17 protein-coding genes are annotated in these 17,431 nt (G+C 52.3%); 2 read left to right on the forward strand and 15 right to left on the reverse strand.

What is annotated here, in order from left to right; all coding sequences use genetic code 11:
• Positions 1 to 50 precede the first annotated feature (50 nt).
• Genes ABJU74_RS10660 through ABJU74_RS10670 form a run of 3 tightly spaced genes read right to left on the reverse strand, consistent with a single transcriptional unit; the run spans position 51 to position 5,263 of the window.
• Complete coding sequence (locus ABJU74_RS10660) at positions 51 to 1,919, reverse strand: cytochrome c3 family protein (RefSeq protein WP_348384192.1); 1,869 nt, start codon at positions 1,917 to 1,919, stop codon at positions 51 to 53.
• Between the two features lie 15 nt (positions 1,920 to 1,934).
• Positions 1,935 to 2,813, reverse strand: a complete 879-nt coding sequence (locus ABJU74_RS10665) for a hypothetical protein (protein ID WP_348384193.1) — start codon at positions 2,811 to 2,813, stop codon at positions 1,935 to 1,937.
• A complete protein-coding gene (locus ABJU74_RS10670; protein ID WP_348384194.1) occupies positions 2,813 to 5,263 on the reverse strand; it encodes a cyclic nucleotide-binding domain-containing protein in 2,451 nt (816 codons plus the stop codon). Before ABJU74_RS10670 ends, ABJU74_RS10665 begins: the two co-directional genes overlap by 1 nt.
• A gap of 274 nt (positions 5,264 to 5,537) precedes the next feature.
• On the opposite strand from ABJU74_RS10670, the gene ABJU74_RS10675 reads away from it, so the two are divergent.
• Positions 5,538 to 6,533, forward strand: a complete 996-nt coding sequence (locus ABJU74_RS10675; protein WP_348384195.1) for a tetratricopeptide repeat protein — start codon at positions 5,538 to 5,540, stop codon at positions 6,531 to 6,533.
• A gap of 33 nt (positions 6,534 to 6,566) precedes the next feature.
• Here ABJU74_RS10675 and ABJU74_RS10680 read toward each other — a convergent pair whose 3' ends face one another.
• Positions 6,567 to 7,154 (reverse strand): TetR/AcrR family transcriptional regulator, encoded by a 588-nt coding sequence (locus ABJU74_RS10680; protein ID WP_348384196.1) that lies wholly within the window; start codon positions 7,152 to 7,154, stop codon positions 6,567 to 6,569.
• Positions 7,155 to 7,225: 71 nt separating this feature from the next.
• Between ABJU74_RS10680 and ABJU74_RS10685 the strand changes: the two genes are divergently transcribed.
• Complete coding sequence (locus tag ABJU74_RS10685) at positions 7,226 to 7,654, forward strand: VOC family protein (protein ID WP_348384197.1); 429 nt, start codon at positions 7,226 to 7,228, stop codon at positions 7,652 to 7,654.
• 269 nt (positions 7,655 to 7,923) lie between these two features.
• Here the strand turns inward: ABJU74_RS10685 and ABJU74_RS10690 are convergent, their stop codons facing one another.
• The 11 genes from ABJU74_RS10690 to ABJU74_RS10740 are packed head-to-tail and all read right to left on the reverse strand — an operon-like array spanning position 7,924 to position 17,406.
• On the reverse strand, positions 7,924 to 9,381 hold the full coding sequence (locus tag ABJU74_RS10690) for an AMP nucleosidase (RefSeq protein ID WP_348384198.1): 1,458 nt from the start codon (positions 9,379 to 9,381) through the stop codon (positions 7,924 to 7,926).
• A gap of 56 nt (positions 9,382 to 9,437) precedes the next feature.
• The gene (locus tag ABJU74_RS10695) at positions 9,438 to 10,136 is read right to left on the reverse strand and encodes an ATP12 family protein (protein ID WP_348384199.1); all 699 of its coding nucleotides are present in this window, start codon (positions 10,134 to 10,136) and stop codon (positions 9,438 to 9,440) included.
• Positions 10,133 to 10,459, reverse strand: a complete 327-nt coding sequence (locus tag ABJU74_RS10700) for a hypothetical protein (protein ID WP_348384200.1) — start codon at positions 10,457 to 10,459, stop codon at positions 10,133 to 10,135. The genes ABJU74_RS10695 and ABJU74_RS10700 overlap by 4 nt, the downstream gene beginning before the upstream one ends.
• Complete coding sequence (locus ABJU74_RS10705) at positions 10,456 to 11,112, reverse strand: HAD-IA family hydrolase (RefSeq protein ID WP_348384201.1); 657 nt, start codon at positions 11,110 to 11,112, stop codon at positions 10,456 to 10,458. The genes ABJU74_RS10700 and ABJU74_RS10705 overlap by 4 nt, the downstream gene beginning before the upstream one ends.
• Positions 11,109 to 11,744: an FMN-binding negative transcriptional regulator gene (locus ABJU74_RS10710; RefSeq protein WP_348384202.1), complete on the reverse strand. Its 636-nt coding sequence runs from the start codon at positions 11,742 to 11,744 to the stop codon at positions 11,109 to 11,111. Before ABJU74_RS10710 ends, ABJU74_RS10705 begins: the two co-directional genes overlap by 4 nt.
• Complete coding sequence (locus ABJU74_RS10715) at positions 11,744 to 13,027, reverse strand: RluA family pseudouridine synthase (protein WP_348384203.1); 1,284 nt, start codon at positions 13,025 to 13,027, stop codon at positions 11,744 to 11,746. The genes ABJU74_RS10710 and ABJU74_RS10715 overlap by 1 nt, the downstream gene beginning before the upstream one ends.
• Complete coding sequence (gene crcB / locus ABJU74_RS10720) at positions 13,024 to 13,401, reverse strand: fluoride efflux transporter CrcB (protein WP_348384204.1); 378 nt, start codon at positions 13,399 to 13,401, stop codon at positions 13,024 to 13,026. Before crcB ends, ABJU74_RS10715 begins: the two co-directional genes overlap by 4 nt.
• A gap of 10 nt (positions 13,402 to 13,411) precedes the next feature.
• Positions 13,412 to 13,675, reverse strand: a complete 264-nt coding sequence (locus ABJU74_RS10725; RefSeq protein WP_348384205.1) for a ribbon-helix-helix domain-containing protein — start codon at positions 13,673 to 13,675, stop codon at positions 13,412 to 13,414.
• Complete coding sequence (gene hemH, locus ABJU74_RS10730; RefSeq protein ID WP_348384206.1) at positions 13,666 to 14,676, reverse strand: ferrochelatase; 1,011 nt, start codon at positions 14,674 to 14,676, stop codon at positions 13,666 to 13,668. The genes ABJU74_RS10725 and hemH overlap by 10 nt, the downstream gene beginning before the upstream one ends.
• Positions 14,677 to 14,678: 2 nt before the next feature.
• Positions 14,679 to 16,979 (reverse strand): molybdopterin cofactor-binding domain-containing protein, encoded by a 2,301-nt coding sequence (locus ABJU74_RS10735; protein ID WP_348384207.1) that lies wholly within the window; start codon positions 16,977 to 16,979, stop codon positions 14,679 to 14,681.
• A complete protein-coding gene (locus ABJU74_RS10740; protein ID WP_348384208.1) occupies positions 16,969 to 17,406 on the reverse strand; it encodes a CoA-binding protein in 438 nt (145 codons plus the stop codon). Before ABJU74_RS10740 ends, ABJU74_RS10735 begins: the two co-directional genes overlap by 11 nt.
• Between the last annotated feature and the right edge of the window lie 25 nt (positions 17,407 to 17,431).

Raw genomic sequence — 17,431 nt, forward strand, 5'->3', positions numbered from 1 at the left:
GGGCGCTCCTTCTCTGCTATGCCATATATAGCGGTTATCATATATACGCTCTAACGGCTGGCAATTTTTTGTTTCCTAATTTTGACTTTCAATTTGTCAGATGGCTTTAGCGCATCATTGTCATGAACCAAATTGTCAGATTTTTTCCGTTTGTCCTTTTGTTGTTCTTTGATCAACCAAGGGGCGCCATCATCGGCATGATAGTCGTGACACATGGCGCAAGTCGACGGCACATCGGAGGATTTCTGGAATTCACCCCCATGACATTCCCGACAGGTTTTAATGCCCGGTAATAAGAGATCCTGCGCGTCGCTAGACGTGGTCGCTGCATGACAGCTGGTGCAATCTTCATCATTATGCGCTTCATGGCTAAACCAGCCTTTGTGCATATAGCGGTCAGTCTGGGTGACCGGCTTAATGCCATAATCGACCCGCCCGCGCGCGGTTGGTGGCGTAACACCATGGCAGTCGAAACAAGCGCCGCCGCGAGAGAAAACTTGCTGTATTGCTAGATTGGCGCGGCTTGGTCGAAATTGCACGGCGCGCGCATAGTCACTGGCAACGCGATTGTCATTTTGTGCGCCCGGGCGCCGCCGTTTCATGCCACCGAGATTGATCGGCCGCGAGGGGCCTGTCGAGCGATAATAAGCCCGCAGATCTGCGCGCACCATATCAGGTTCACCATGCCGCAGGGTACGCACCGTATTGCCAATTTCTTCAAAGGCGAGACTGTGGCACATGCTGCAATCTTCTTTCATGTCTACCGGCTCGAACCGCACACCATTGGAATCGGGCGTGTGACAATCAGCGCAAGCCAATGAATCGCCAAAATCATATTTGACGGCCAGGCGCCGGCCCATTTGTGCTACCCCGCCCGTTTTTGACATATGCAGATCATGCGGGAATTTCAGGCCATTATATTCCGTCGGCTTGTCATCCAGCGACACTCTTTTGCGCGGCGGATTTTTGCCACCCGGCTCGACCAGCAATGCCGGACGGAATTGCGGATGCGAAATTCCGAAATCTGATGCATTTTCCAGAGTCGTATCAGTCAATCGCCCGTCCATTCCCTCATGACAATCTGCACAGAATTTTTGTGCGGTAGGTTGCATAGCACCTTCGCCTTCATGTTCGGTGTGACATTCGACACACCTGCCGGGCGGCTTGTTAAATGCCGAGGCAAAAGCCGCGCCGACTTTCGCAAACCCTTCCGGTTCGCCCATGGCCGTCAACAAGCGATCTTTTTTCGCATGGTCATGCGCATCATCTTCGTGACAATTCATACAGGTCGTGTCCTGCACGGTGACAAAGGCATCAACGTGACAGGCCTGACAATCGCCTTCCAGACTGTGATGCGCTTCGCTAAGCGCCCCTGAGGTCCACATAGTATCGGCATGAAAACCTTCGGGCCGTTCTTCGATACCGCGATAGGTTGCCCAGGTGTAGATCGGCCAAATCAGAAAGGCCGCCAGCAGCAACCCCACAAAAGCCCAAGCGCTCATCCTTTTCCCGGGGAGCAAGCCTTTCAGCGTATAGAGCGCACCTTCCTCGCGATCTTCTGCGGAATCGGAGAGGGCTTCCACCCGTTTGACGGTCAGGACCACATCGGCATCGTCTTGGCTGACCGTTACGATATGGCCACCAAAACCCAGTTCCGCGCCCGCACCGGGATCAATCGTCGCCGCCATTTTATCGCGGCCATCTATCGAGAATTTCTGACCAGAAATGCTTTCTACGCTGATCGTGCCATCTTCGCTTTGCTGGATGATCGCATGGTCCGGATTGACCGCGAGATCGGGCAAGTGGATCGCATTTTCCGCGCTGCGACCGACGCCAATTTGTGGCTCGGAAAATGGATTGGATCGAATGATTTCGCGGCCATCGGCGGTGACGGCAATTTGGCGAACGATAAAGGTCATGCGTCTATCTCCCGCCTACCAATAAAAGAAAACACTGATGATATGCGCCGTCAGCGACGCGATCAGAGCGAAGGTCATTGGGACATGTACAAAAAGCCAGACTTGCAACATTGCCTTAAGCCGCAAGTGGCGGCGAACACGGGCCAATGTCGCTTCTTTTTTCTCGAGCAAAGCATCCACTTTGTCGAGCGGATCATCCCCGCCCATTCGGGGTTGATAGGCCCGCTCTCGCCGCAGATCAGCTTGCGCAGCACGGGTTGCACAATTGGGATATTTTCCGGAAACACGCTTGAGAAAACCGCCGCCAAACGGATCCTGCTCTAAGGACTGCAGCACCAAGGCTGCATGGTCCGCCGATAACGGCTGGGCTGCCTCGTGCAATTGCCGATCGAGCGAACGCAGGTTTTCCAGCATTTGTGTCTCGGTCATTTCATCGCGATTATTCGACAGGGCCTGGGGGATGGTGGCGTAGAAATAAATGCCGACAATGCCAGACAAAATCACCAGCATCATAAAGGCATAAGCAGCCGTATGAATATTCCAGCCAAATTGGAAACCGGTGTGCAACGTTGCTATGATGATGAGACTAAGGCCCAGATAAATATGCGCCGAAGTCCACGCTTTAAGCGACCATTTACCTGGCGTCATCGCGCGTTTGCGAACCCCCAACATGGTCAGCCACAAAATCAATCCGGCGCCAATTGTCCCCAAAGTATAGCCATACCAACTGCCGCCATTATGGCGCGGTGACACGTCGATAAAGAGATAGCTAACGATGGTCACCAACATGATAAACGCCGCGATTTTCAGCCAGCGATATCCGGCATGTTTCAAAAAGCCATCATGCATGGCGACTTTCTTTTTAGCGCCGCCAGGTACCGGAACAGAAGCCATTATGCGTCCTCCTGCTCAAGTTTGGCAACGGTGAGAAACTCTTCCGGAGCCACACGAATAGCTGCGCCCGTCGGACAAGCCCTGACACAGGCTGGCCCGCCATTAATGCCAGCGCACATATCGCATTTAATCGCCTTTTTCGGCTTTTCGACAGCGGGATCGCTTTTCTCCGCGACCCATTTTTTATCAGGCTCACCAGGGCCCGGACCAAAACCGAATAACAGCCAATTAAGGATACCGGGTTTCTTGGGCGGTACCTTGTCCATGCGGATCACTCCATAAGGGCAATAGCGCTGACAATTCCCGCATCCGATACAGGTATCGTCTATAAAGACTTCTCCGTCCGGTCCCCGATGGATCGCATCCGGAGGACAATCCGACATGCAATGCGGATGCTCGCAATGGCGGCAACTTGTCGGCACATGCAAATGGGCATAAGTCCGCCCCGCTTCTCGGTCTAGGCGCGACAATCCTTCATGACTATCCGCGCAGGCTTTTTCGCAATTGTCGCAGCCAACGCATAGATTTTCATCAATCAGCAAAACGTCCGTGGCCTCGCCAATACCATTGTCGACGAGGAAATTTGCGACCCCAGAATACATGTCGACCACGCCTGAAAAACTGTCCTTCTTGGCTTCGACAAACGCATTAATATCTTGGCGAGCGGCCATGTCTTTCTTGGCTCGGCGCAAAAGATCGGGATGGGCGTCGAGCACTTTTTTAAAGGCATCGCCCTGAATCTTGATCACTTCGGACTTAATCGCCGCTTTCACCGTTGCCGTGCGCATCCCGCCCGCTATGAGCGTCATTTCCCCAACATAGGAACCGGCGGGCAAATAAGAGAGAAACACCGGTTTCCCGCCAATTTCTTTCTCAACAACCATGGATCCAACGCGGATCACATAAATATCATTCCCATCATCACCTTCGTTGATAATGGCCTCGCCAGCGCGAACATTCATAATCTCGCTGGTCTCGACAGCCTCTGCAATATCCTCTTTGGTCAATCCGGATCCGAACATTTGTAGCAATTGCCGTTCGGTTGATATCCGCGTAATGGCGCGCTTTGCAGCCGGCACGGAAGCCTGCAATTTCAATGCCGCCGTGCGCGACACTTCAATGGCAATCACATCTTCAGCCGCCTTAATAGTCGCGCCGCGGCGACGACCGGAAATCAGCCCGACTTCGCCGAAAATAGAGCCTTCCTCAATCGCAATAACCTTGGAGCTATCCTGTGGATCAATTTCTACTGCAACCGACCCCTGGGCAATAGTGAACAGAGAGGAGCCTGGCGCGTTGCGTTCGAAAATCGTTTCTCCGCGGCGATAGGCTATAGGCTCGCTATCGAGCATGAATTCGCGCATTTGCAGCGAAGATAGATCGTTTAAAATGGTCACTTTATCGCGGAAAAACTCCAACCATTCTTCTACCGATTTTGTACCGGGCAAGCCGGCAAATTTCTTTTCCAAAATCGGTTCGTCAGCAGGTTTGAGATCTGTATTGCCATTGATAAACTCGATGACGTCATAGCCTTGATTCATGCAATGCTTGATCAAAGGATAGCCCGCGAGCGCGCCGATCACATAAATGCCTTTTTTGGTACTTTCAAAAGCTGGCGTCAATTTCGGATAAGCTTCACGATCTTCGCTGGTAAATTCAATACCGCATTCTTCGACAAATTTTCTCGGAGGCGCAGACCCCATCCGCGCAATGATCCGATCACAGGCAATTGTTTCTTGACCATCTCTTGTCTCTAAAACAAGTTCGCCATCTTTCACCTCCGCGGGAGTGGTCTCATTGCGGATCATGACCTTGCCCTGCTCACCCGCTTCCATCAGCAGTTTCACATTGGCCTTTTTCGCGCGCGCGAATTCTGCGGAGCGATTAAGAATCGTGACGATATTATTTTGCGCCGCATCGGCTGCTAGACCCAGCGCATTCTCGATCCCGGCATCACCCGATCCGATAACAGTGATATGCTCATCATAATATTCGCCAGGATCATCGAGCTGATACTGAACCAACTTGTTGTCACCGCCCGGGCACCGCATCAAATTGGGATTGCCCTGGGTACCAATGGCCATCACTATTGTCTCAGCTAAGATTGTCTCCCCGTTTTTGAGCGTGATGGTAAAATTACCTTCTTCCCCTTCAATCTTCACCGGTTCGGCATTAAACTGGACATTCACCTCGCAGGCCGCGGTTTGTTCATCCCACGTGCCTAAAATCGCTTCGCGCTTGCCCGCATCAAAATCCATATCCGAACGCAGCACGAGCTGGCTCGGCGTCGCCATCACATGCTTGCCTTTTTGATATTTGTAGATGGTGTCAGAAAGATGATCGGTTTTTTCCAGCAGCACATGCTTGAGTTTTAGCTGCGCCGCGCGGCCAGCGGCACTCATGCCAGCTGGACCTGATCCCACGATCACTACTCGAAACTTGTCCGCCACGCGCTCTTCCCCCTTACGCTCTATTCATCCGACGCTCCCTCATGCGTTTTCACGGACATATACAGCAATCTTTTTTGGCTTAAGCGCGACCCAAAAGACTTAACTTACCAGCACCTTACCAAAAAGCTTTTGAGATGCCAGTGGAAAATATCACAGCTTGCTCTGCAAGAGTGGATAACATCCCCGAGCAATAAAATACTTGTCAAACCCATTTCGTTTAAGACAATGCAAGGCTAACAACTGGGTCGCACCTGTTGGGGAATGATTTTTAGATATGAACGAGCCACAAGAGACCAAGACGGTGCCTGAAAAATCTGGGACAAACATAAGCCGCATCGCATTGATATTTGCTGCAATTCTGGCACTTGGCGCGGTCGGCGTTCAAATCTATCGCAGCATGAATGCCGATGGGTCGCAAGATGGTTCCACCCCACAAGCGGCGGCAGAACAAGGCGCACCGCCGCCTAGTGTTGATGAAGTTATAGCCGGGCTAGAGAAAAAACTTCAGGACGATCCCAAAGATGCGGAAAGTTGGCGGATGCTTGGCTGGAGTTATTTTGAGACGCAAAAATTTGCAGAATCCGCAACCGCTATGAAACGCGCAACAACTTTAGATCCGAAAAACCCTGAATATTGGTCCATGTTAGGAGAAGCTCTGGTGATGTCCAGCGATGGACAACAAGTGCCCGACGATGCTGCAGAGGCATTTAGAAAAGCTTTGGCGTTGGACAAATCGGATCCGCGGGCGCGATATTTTCTTGCCGTCCAAAAAGATATTGCAGGCGATCATCAAGGCGCGATTAATGATTGGTTTGCGTTGCTCGAAGACACGCCGGCTGATGCGCCTTATGCAGAAGATATTCGCCGGGTCATTGGTCAGGTCGGTGAGAAAGAAAATATCGCAGTCGCCGATCGGCTCGCGAAAATTGCGCCTTCCGCGCCCACCGGTGGTATCACCACAAATGGTCCAGACGTCGCCACAGCCGGCATCCCCGGACCCAGTCGCCAGCAAATGCAAGAGGCCGCCGCTCTGCCGGCTGGTCAACAAGAGGCGATGATCGCCAATATGGTCGATGGTCTAGACAAGCGCCTACAAAGCAATCCCAATGATGCCAATGGCTGGATCATGCTCATGCGCAGCCGACAACAATTGGGTCAAACCGGAAGAGCGCAAAAAGCCTTGGCCGATGGATTAGAAGCTTTTAAAAATAATGGAGCCGAAGCGAAACGCATACGCGAAGCAGCAGCCGCTTTGGGTATTGCTGGTTAGGATCCAAAGAAACGCTGTTTCGGGGCGTTGCGGCTAAGCGGCCAAACCATCGAGGAAAGCGTGGATAATCGGTTCTATTTCCGCAAATTCAAATCCGGCTTCAACCTTCAAGGCCGCCCCGTCCAGCATCGAGCTGACCAATTCCACTAGCGGCTGCAAGGCCAGTGGTCTAATTGCGCCATGTTTGAGGGCCGCTTCCAGCCCCTGACGCAAAGACAAGCGTGTAAAACGGTCTTCAATTTCGAGCAATTCTTTTTGCCCCAGAACCGATGGCCCTTCTATCAATATTGTCCTTGCACGGCCCTGTGTTGTAATCGCTTTGACAAAGGCACTAGATCCCAATTTAAGCATATCGATAATGCTGTCAGCCTCCTGCGATTGACGGTTAATTTCTAAACCCACAGCCTCGCAATCCTGTTCCACCACAGTCCGGAACAAATCCTGTTTATCGGTAAAATGATGATAGAGTGCTCCGCGAGTCACCCCAGCTGTTTTGACAATTTCAGGGGTTGAAGTGGCCGCAAAACCCTTTTCAACGAACAATTTTTTTCCAGCCTTAATCAACAACTTGCGTGTCTTTTCGGTCCGTTTTTGATTGGAAATCGTCTTTTTCTCTTGCATACATACAGCCTGTTTGTTACCTACATTTAAACATACAGCCTGTATGTATTAGAAAAGGAAAGGCAAAGCAAATGAAAACGACGAGCTATTATCCGGTTATCCAAGTGAAGGATGTGCAAGACTGTGCAAACTTCTATATTGAACATTTGCGCTTCAAGCCGTTGTTCGACAGCAATTGGTATGTGCATCTGCAATCTATAGATGACCCGATGGTCAATCTGGCAATCTTGCAATTTGATCACGAGACGATTCCGCCAGCCCACCGCCACGAAACGCAAGGCTTGATCTTGAATTTTGAGGTCGAAGATCCCGATGCTTGGTTTGAACGTGCACAAAAAGCCAATTTGAATATTCTCAAGCCCCTGCAGGATGAAGAATTTGGTCAACGCCATTTCATCACGCAGGATAATTCGGGTATTTTGATCGACATTATCAAACCGATTGAACCATCGGCTGAACATGCCGCGGACTTCACCGACCCTGCCGCTATTGGCGCCTAGTCAAACAATATTTTATTCGAAGGGAAAACCCATGACCTATCAAAATCAAATGTACGCCGCCATTTATGCGCTGGTGGCAAGCGTTTCACTCTTGACCATCATCCCTCAGATAATGACGACATCATTCATCTAAAAAGGGGCACTATTCTCGCGCGGCTGCTTCGATATCTCCCGACCTTTTTGGTCGGGAAATATCAATATTTTCAGTAATATTCTGCACCGTTCACCAAGAAACTCCGTGGCGCCAAAATACATGAACCAGTACAATTTTATCGGAAGAGCGGTTCGCCAAAACTTCGTAATTTTCGGCTGTGCAATGTACCGGCGTCAGCTTCTTGGGCTAGTAAATCGATCGTCCGTAAACCAATAGCCAAATGCTGCCCGACCCGTTCTTGATAAAATGCATCCGCCATGCCTGGTAGTTTGATTTCACCATGCAACGGTTTGTCTGATGCGCAAAGCAATGTTCCATAGGGAACACGGTAGCGATACCCATTGGCAGCAACGGTTGCCGACTCCATATCAATGGCAATGGCGCGGGATTGATTCAATCGCTTGGCAATTTGCTCAAATCGCAATTCCCAATTGCGATCACCCGTGGTGACCACCGTTCCGGTACGCAAATGCTGTTTAAGCTGCGACTGGTCGATACCGGTTTCTTCCTGCACCGCTTTGGTCAATGCCAATTGGACTTCTGCAATTGTCGGCAATGGTATGCTCGGCGGCAACACATCATCCAGCACATTATCATCGCGCAAATAAGCATGCGCCAAAACATAGTCGCCCAATCTTTGCGTACGCCGCAAGGCCCCGCAGTGGCCGATCATCAGCCATACATGAGGCCGCAGCACAGCCAAGTGGTCTGTAATGGTTTTCGCGTTGGACGGGCCAACTCCCATATTCACTAAAGTAACACCCGGTCGTCCGTCTTTGCGAACAAGATGATAGGCGGGCATTTGCGGCGGCTTGGCTATGGGTGCACAAGAAGGTTTCCCATCAGCCCCGGTTATCCGATTGCCTGGTTCTACTAAAATTTCAGCATTGCCAGACTTTACTTCTTCCAACCCAAATTCAATAAATTCATCAACATAGCGTTGATAGTTGGTGAACAGGATAAACGGTTGAAAATATTCTGGATCAGTGGCGCAATAATGGCGAATACGGTGGAGAGAATAATCGACACGCTCGGCCGTGAATAGCGACAAGGCGCTGTCGACATGGTCTTGAAAAATCTGACCGCCGTCGACAATTTCGTCATTGGTCTGCATCAAGTTCGGGGTGTGGAAATGATTGGGCAGTGCATCCTTGCGATCCCGATCAAGACCACCGGCTGCATTTTCTATCGCAAAGGCCAGCGGAATCGGTGTTTCCGACAAGCCGACGTGAATTTTTGCGGTAAAGATGCGGTTGATTCGCTGCAGTTGGTCGAGCAGATAGCGCCGATATAGCTTAGGCTGGCTGATCGTCGTGCTGTAGCAGTTAATATCTGAAATCCGGCCCGAGGCAAGATTGCTGGTTTCAGTGGCTTGGTCAGCAGGAATTTCTACCGAAATCATGGGATAAACGCCCTGTTCACGGTCGCCAGCGGCCAAATCACTTTCAGCATAGCGCGCAAATCGCGCCGTAATCAGATCAATTTGTTCTTGGTAGAGAGTCTCGAGAAGATCAACGGCCGCTTCGGGGCTGTCGCAAAGCGCCAGGGATTGGCGTGGGGAAGAAGTTGTCATGTAGTCTCCGTTTACAGTTAAAGGCCTGTAGCGGAAAATCAGTGAAAAGGGAAAATTTAACTGCGCGCCAATGTCAAAAAATGCACAGCAGCTGCAAATTCTGCTTGTTTGCGCGCGCGTGTCTCTACTGCCAGATCATCGCGGCCCCATTGCTCTTCTTGCCACAATTCTTCCAGATTCATCACCGGCCAGAGTGTTTCGACATCAAAAACCTGCTCAACCAATCCCAATATTGCAACCAGGGAACCGGCCAATCCAACCAGAGACAGCATCGCCGCGATGGTAAAATCATCTTGGGCCTCCACCGCTTCGGTCAACCGGGCTATCGTTTGCGGCGCCTGCGATTGGTGCATGATGCCATAGGTTAATTGGAAGCTGATATCATAGCGCGCTCGCGCCCAATCGAGCAGCGGATCCCATTTTTCCGCCTGATGCGCAACCAATGCTGCCTGATTTTCATCGCCGCGATAATAAAGCATATCGCTGTCAGCAAAGGCGGCAATTCGGCTAATAATCCGGCTGCGTTCCTGTGCGACTTGATCCAGAGCGCCTTGCGCCAATGCGGTCAAAGGCATGGTTGTCGGATCTATGTCTTCCGCTTGAGCGGCCCATTCCCGGGCAATCGCATCAGCTAATTTTTCCGTGGGCAGCTGTAATGGGTTTCGGGCGGGCGTCTTGATTGCACGGCCATCCAATTGCACAGCATAGCTACTGCCAGCCGCAACCCATGCGGCTTGCGCATAGAACCGCTTCATCGCGAATCGCCGCGATCGGGATCAATGCTTTGGGATTGCGCCGCTTGCTCGGTTTGCTCGGCCACTTGGCGCTTCACAAAGGACCGCACCATGGTGATCGGCAAAATCCACGCCTGCGCGAGACCCAAGATAATCAATATATAGCCAATAAAGGCGGGAATATTTCCGATCCGCCCCAGTGCAATAGCTATGCCCAACATCAAAATGGCAATGCCCAGCAATCGGATGATGCTGACCATGAAATGCAGCGCCTTGGCCTGCTTCTCTTTTTCGGGATCCGCGATATAAATCGGATCGTCTGAGTTCTCAGTTGGCTGGTTCATTGGCGCAAAGCCTCGTATAATTCATCCATGGTTTCCGTGACATAGTGCGCACCGGCTTGGCGCAATTCATCGCTGTCATGATAGCCCCAATCGACACCAATGGGCCGGACGCCCGCGTTGATCGCCATTTCCATATCAAATGTCGTATCGCCAATCATCGCGGTGGTTTCTGCGGCGGCGCCGGCTTCTGATATCGCCAGCTCGACCATTGCAGGATGGGGCTTGGACGGGTGCCGGTCGGCGGTTTGCAAGGTGATGAACCGGCTGGTTAATCCGTGGGTATCGAGCACATGATTGAGGCCCCGGTCCGATTTGCCAGTTGCCACGCCGAGCATCCAGCCATCGCTTTCCAACCGATCAATCAAACCCAATAGCCCGTCATAAAGCGGTTCATGCACAACGCCTTGCTGCCGCATTTCGAAAAAACCGTCACGGTAAGACTGTGTCACCGCAGCGACTAATTGCTCTTCGGTTTGATCGGGCAGCAATTGACGCACCGCTTCTTGGAGGCTGAGACCCACAATCCGGCGGGTTTTGTGATGGCCTGGCGGCGTCAGCCCATGCGCAACAAACGCCTGATCCATGGACGCGCAAATATTGGCTTGGCTGTCAACCATCGTGCCGTCGCAATCAAACAGAGCCAGCTTGTTCATGGGGAACCAAATTCCCGGATCATGTGCGCGACCGCCCGCCGGCCTAAATTATCGAGCGCATCGGCAGCGTTTTCGCGTGCCTCAGCATCCTTATTCTGGCTAAATTTGGCGGTTGGCCGCCAGGCTCTAATTTCCATCTCAAACCCAACAATAGCGCCAATCATCTTGTCGAATTTCTCATCGTCGAGCTTGTCGCGATGCCAGGGTATTTTGGGGGTAAGCTTCGCTTCATTTTGCGCTGTCAAATCATCGATGAGCGCCACCAACCCTTCCCGCTCCATGGCCCGAACCGGTCCTTCCAGTTCCAGTGCAAGATAGTTCCACGTTGGCACCTGATCCTCCGAACCATACCAGTCTGGGCTGATATAGGCGTCCGGGCCGTTAACAACGCATAATGCTGTCATCCCGGACAGATGCCGCGTCAGCGCATTGCCGCGCGCCAGATGAAATTGTAGCGCGCCGTCGCCCGTCGAGAAAACTGGCACATGGGCCACACGCGGTCCATCTGGTGTCGTTGCGAAAATCATCCCAAAACCAATTTGGGCAATCAGGCCTTCGAGCGCAGCGCGCTCGTCAGCATCGGCATGGTCATTGGCAGATTTGGGCCATCGAAACGCAGGATTGGGATGCATTAGCGGCCTTTTTGCTTGATTTTGGCTTTGTGAGGCATGTTTTTCTTATGTGTGGCTTTTCCAGCATTGGGGCGATCTCTTTTCGTCGGCTTTCCCGCTTTTGTCGGTTTGCCGTCATTATCGCCGCGCCCACGCCGCTCGCCTCTTTTGTCTTTACGGATCTGTTTCGCATGCGCGCGGCCTTGCTGCTTGCGCACTCTTTTGCCGCCGGGTTTCTTTTCATCCAGCGGCAAGTCTCCCAAACTGAGATCAAGACCCAGGCCGTCGATCGTCTCCGCAAAATGCGGCGGCAATTCCGCTTTCACATCCAGCTTGTGGCCATCGGGATGTTCGATCCGCAATCGGCGCGCATGCAAATGCATCTTGCGGCTAATGGAACCGGTTAAAAAAGCATCTTTCCCGCCATATTTTCCATCACCAATAATCGGATGCCCAATGGCCGCCATATGGACACGAAGCTGATGGGTCCGACCGGTAAAAGGTTGTAATTCCACCCAGCAAGCGCGATTGCCAGCCCGTTCGATAATCCGATAGCGTGATTTTGCCGCCTGCCCATTTTCTTCATCGACATGCATTTTTTCACCGCCCGATCCCGGTTGCTTGGACAGCGGCAGATCAATCATGCCATCAGCAATTTCCGGCACCCCCATGACCAACGCCCAATAGATTTTGCGGGCGGTGCGTCCGGAAAAGCGTTTTGAGAAAAAGGAGGCCGCGCCCGGGGATCGCGCGAGCAATATTGCGCCGCTCGTATCCTTGTCCAAACGGTGCACAAGCTTGGGTCGGCCTTTGGCATCATAGGTCAAACCGTCGAGTAATCCATCAAGATGGGTGGTTGTTTTGCTGCCGCCTTGCGTGGCCAAGCCGGGAGGCTTGTTGACGACAATCGCTGATTTATCTTTGTGAATGACGAGCTCTTGCACAAAATCAATCTGATCCGTTGATAGCTCGGTTCGCGGCTTGGCAATCCGACCGGGTCGTTCAATTTCCGCAGGTGGAACGCGAATGACCTGGCCCTCGTTAATCCGATCACCGGGACTGACCCGTTTGCCGTCGAGGCGCAATTGTCCTGTCCGTGACCAGCGCGACACGACATTAAACGGAACATCTCCCATATGCCGTTTAAACCAACGATCCAGACGAATATCATCATCATCGGCCGACACGGTAAATTGCCGGACATCAAGGACTTTCAAGGCTTGCTTTTGTTCTTTGAGCTTGCCTTGGCCTTGCGGTTTTTCTTCCGCTGAGCCGCTATCTGCCGTGGGATCAAAGCCGCTCATGTCAACGCCCTTACTGCCATCAAGCCCATAAACAAAGCCAGCACCGATCCGATAACGGATACCAATGCATAGCCAAGAGCAATGCCCCAATTTCCGCGTTCGATCATATTCAAAACTTCCAAACTAAAGGCTGAAAAGGTTGTGAATCCACCCAGCAAACCGACACCAAGCAACAAGCGCCATGGTTCAGCAACAAAATCACTGCGCGCCAGCATGGCCGCCAGCACCCCCATGAAAAAGCCTCCCAGAATATTGGCCAGCAAAGTTGCATAAGGGAGACCGGTTGCGCCCCAGTAAAAAAGCAACCGACCCAGATTATACCGCGCTGCTGCTCCCACGGCACCGCCAGCCATAACAAGAAGGGTTGCGTTCATGCAGCCTGCCTTAGTCGGCTTGAACGAAATTTCCAAGCAGATCATGGGCCAACCACAGGCGAATAGCTGTGGCCAGTCCCGGCGGCGCCTCGCTATCAAGACGTTGCACATCAATTTGTGCGACCAAAGCATTGATCGGCACCCCTCTTTGATCAGCGGCATCGAGCAGCAATTGCCAAAATAAAGGCTCTAAAGTGATCGAAGTTTGATGCCCGGCAATCGTGATGCTGCGCTTAACCGGAGGATGGAAAATGTCATCAGCCTCTAGATCCATCCGGCCAATTCCCGGCGAACCAATGTGTCGAGCAAGGCGATCCCTTCATCACTGTCATTAAGGCAAGGAATATAAACAAATTTCTCACCACCAGCTGCTTCAAAATCCTCGCGACCGCGGATCGCCAGCTCTTCACATGTTTCAAGACAATCGCTCGAGAAACCAGGGGCAAATATCGCTACGTTTTTCTTACCCGCTTTGGCCAATTCTTCCAACGTCATGTCTGTCGCAGGCTCAAGCCACTTGGCAGGTCCAAAGCGAGACTGGAAAGCAATCGTCAAATCTCGGCCCATTGCTTCCGACAAAAGCCTTGCCGTTTTTTGGCAGTGGCAATGATAAGGATCACCCAGTTCCAACGTGCGCTTTGGCATGCCATGAAAACTCGCGATCACCGCATCGGGTTGAAAATCAAGCGCGTCCAGCCCGGTTTCGACACTCGCTTTCAATGCCGCAATATAAGCCGGATCATCATGATAGGGTGGTAATAATCTTATCGCCGGCTGCCAACGCATCGCCTTGACCGCATCAAAAACCGCATCATGCACGCTCGCTGTTGTTGCGCCGCTATATTGAGGATAAAGTGGCGCGACCAATATACGGGTACAGCCTGCGTCTTTCATGGCTTGCAAGCGGCCGGCGATGCTTGGGTTGCCATAGCGCATGGCCCAATCGACATGGACATTCTCACCATGGATTTTGGCCAATGCCTCGGCCTGTCGGCGGGTATAGACCGCCAAAGGCGACCCGTCTTCCGTCCACACCAATCCATATGCATGGGCAGATTTTTTCGGCCGCGTGTTCAATATGATGCCGCGCAAAATAGGTTGCCACAAGAGATCGGGTATTTCGACCACCCGTTTATCAGACAGAAATTCCTTCAAATAGCGTTTCACTGCCTTTTTGTCTGGTGCATCTGGAGTTCCCAGATTGACCAGCAATAAGCCAATTTTTCCCGTTGCAACGGGGGGATGGCTATCAGGAAAATGATCAGATTTGAGCATTTTCAACTTGTCTCGGCAAATAGCGGCAGGCGGCGGAAGCGGATTCCTGTGGCCGAGTATAAGGCATTGGCAATGGCTGGCGCTACGGCTGGCACGCCGATTTCCTCAGCGCCAACCGCATCTTCTTCGCTTCGTATAAATTCTATTTGCATCTCGGGAATCTCTGTCAGGCGCGGCAGAGCCAGATCGCTTAACCGCCGCGCGGTCGCAATACCGCGATTAAAACGGGTTGACGAGCCCAAAGCCATAGCCAAGCCAAAGATCATACCCCCTTCAATTTGCTGGCGGGCAATTTCCGGATGAATGATCCGGCCAATATCGACGGTGGCCGATATCCGGCGGACCTGAAGCCCGGTCTTGCCGCGATTGGCACTCACTATAACCGCAATATGCCCCCCGCGCATCGCATGGCAAGCCAAGCCCATGCCACTACCATCCAAGCCTCCGTCCCATCCGGCCATAGCGGCCACACCGGTTAAACACCGCGCAAGCCGGGGCCGCCCGGTCATCATTTGCATACGATAGGACAAGGGCTCAATCTTAGCTTTGGCAGCCAGTTCATCGAGAAAAGATTCGACGAAAAAAGCATTATAGCTGTGGGCATTGCTTCGCCAGTTTCCGGTCGGCGCGCCAATATAGGCGGGATGGTGATCAAGGGAAAAGTTCGCGATATTATACGCGACATCGGCCCCTTCTACGGCCTTGGCATCCGCTTCATTAATCGATGCGCGCATTGCGGAAATATCATCCATATCGCGGATGACCCGTTTGCTTTGCTCTCTCGCGGCCGCGGGTGCAGCCACTTTAATCTGCAAGGCTTGAATACGCCCGGCCTTATCGGTCGCAGCATCCAGTCTGGCATAAGCCGGCGCACGATAATGATCATGCATCATTTCCTCTGCGCGGGACCACATCAACTGTACCGGACGTTCTAATTTTTTTGCAATTACAGAAACTTGTGCCGCAATCTTGCTATCCAGGTTGCGGCCAAACGACCCTCCTGCCAACATCGGATATAGCGTGACATTGGCGTGCGAAATACCAATGGCATCAGCCGCCGCCCGAACTGCGGATGCCGGTGCCTGAGTCGCTAGCCATAGTTCCAGTCGGCCGTCTTTGAAATTGGCCGCCGCTGTCCGCGTTTCTATCGGCGCGTGGACAGCAGGTTCGGCCTGATAACGCGATTGGACAAGACTATGCTCTTCAAATGCTGACTTGGTGTCACCACGATTGGCAAATCTTGTACCTGGGCCGTCTTCAAGCGCTTTCTCGAGGGCGGTGTCCATTTTGTCGCTATCGGGTAAAAGGCCAGTCGTTTCAAACATCGGACTCATTTTGTCGAGAGCCAGATTGGCGGCCCACCAATTGGTCGCAACCGCAGCGAGCCAACGGTCATGCTCCACCACATCCACCAGTCCGATTATTTTTTTCGCTCCATCCCGATTAAAGGATTTCAGTCTGGTTTCCCCAATTGGTCCCTGCCGAATCGATGCATAGACCATATCTGGCAGGCGAATATCGCCGGCAAAATTCGCAGATCCATCGAGTTTGGCCGGCAAGTCCAAGCGAGGCAAATCCTGTCCGACCAAATTATTCGCCGGTTCCGAACGCAAAGGCACCGGGTCAGGCAATTGTTGATTCACGGCTTCGGCAATTAGTTCCCCGAAGCGGATCTTATTTTCACCGCTTGAGATAAAACCGTTTTCAGCCGTGCATGATTCCCATTCAACTTCCCATTTTTGCGCCGCTGCCTTGCTCAATAAAACACGAGCTGCCGCCCCGGCATTACGAAAACTGTCAGCATAAGCCGGAAGGGATGATGAATCCGCAGTTACAATAAAGTCATTACGGGCCGCGATATTATTCGTCGCCCAGCGCGATGCCTCTTCTTCTGCTAAGGGTCCAACGCCGGGCGGCAATAATGTGTCTGCCCATTGCTGAGCGAGCACTTGATTGGCGTAAAGCGGATTTATCGGCGCAGGCTCCACGGCAATTGTGCGCCAGTCGGCACCCAGTTCATCCGCCAAGATCTGCGGCAATAAGGTGTAGACACCCTGTCCCATTTCGCTTTGCGGGACGACCACGGTAATTTGACCATCGATTGAAATTTTCAAATAGGCTCCGAAAATTTCTTCCTTGTCAGTCGCGCTGATATTGGGTTCGTAAATACGCGGCCAGATTGCCCAGGCCAGCACCAGACCGGCCGCAGCGCTGCCGCCCACCAAAAAATTGCGGCGGGAAAACAAACCCGCTGCTGGATTGTCTTTCTGATCTTCTAGTTCGTCTGGTGCTTCAGATGTCATTGCCAGTCTTCACTAGATCCAGACGTGGTATTTCAATTTTGGGGCAGCGGTCCATGACCACTTTCAGACCCGCTTGTTCAGCACGCTCAGCAGCAGGACGGTTGATAATGTTCAACTGCATCCAGACAGATTTTGCTCCAATGGCAATGGCTTCGTCGACAACGCCGCCAGCATCTGCCGAGTTACGAAAAATATCCACCATATCAACCGGGCCGTCTATCGCTTCCAGCGACGCGGCCACCCGAACACCGTGCAGGTCTTGACCGGCCAGCCCGGGATTTACGGGAACCACATCATAACCTTGTTCAATCAGATAGTGCAGAACCCGGTTGCTGGCGCGCTCTGGTTTGGCGGAGGCCCCGACAAGGGCAATCCGCTTTGTTTCGGTCAGCAGTTGGGCGATGTCCTGATCGGTTTCCAAAGCCATGTCCGGTCTTTCCTTCCCCTGTGCG

This window comes from Parasphingorhabdus sp. (genome assembly GCF_039982415.1).
Classification (GTDB): domain Bacteria; phylum Pseudomonadota; class Alphaproteobacteria; order Sphingomonadales; family Sphingomonadaceae; genus Parasphingorhabdus.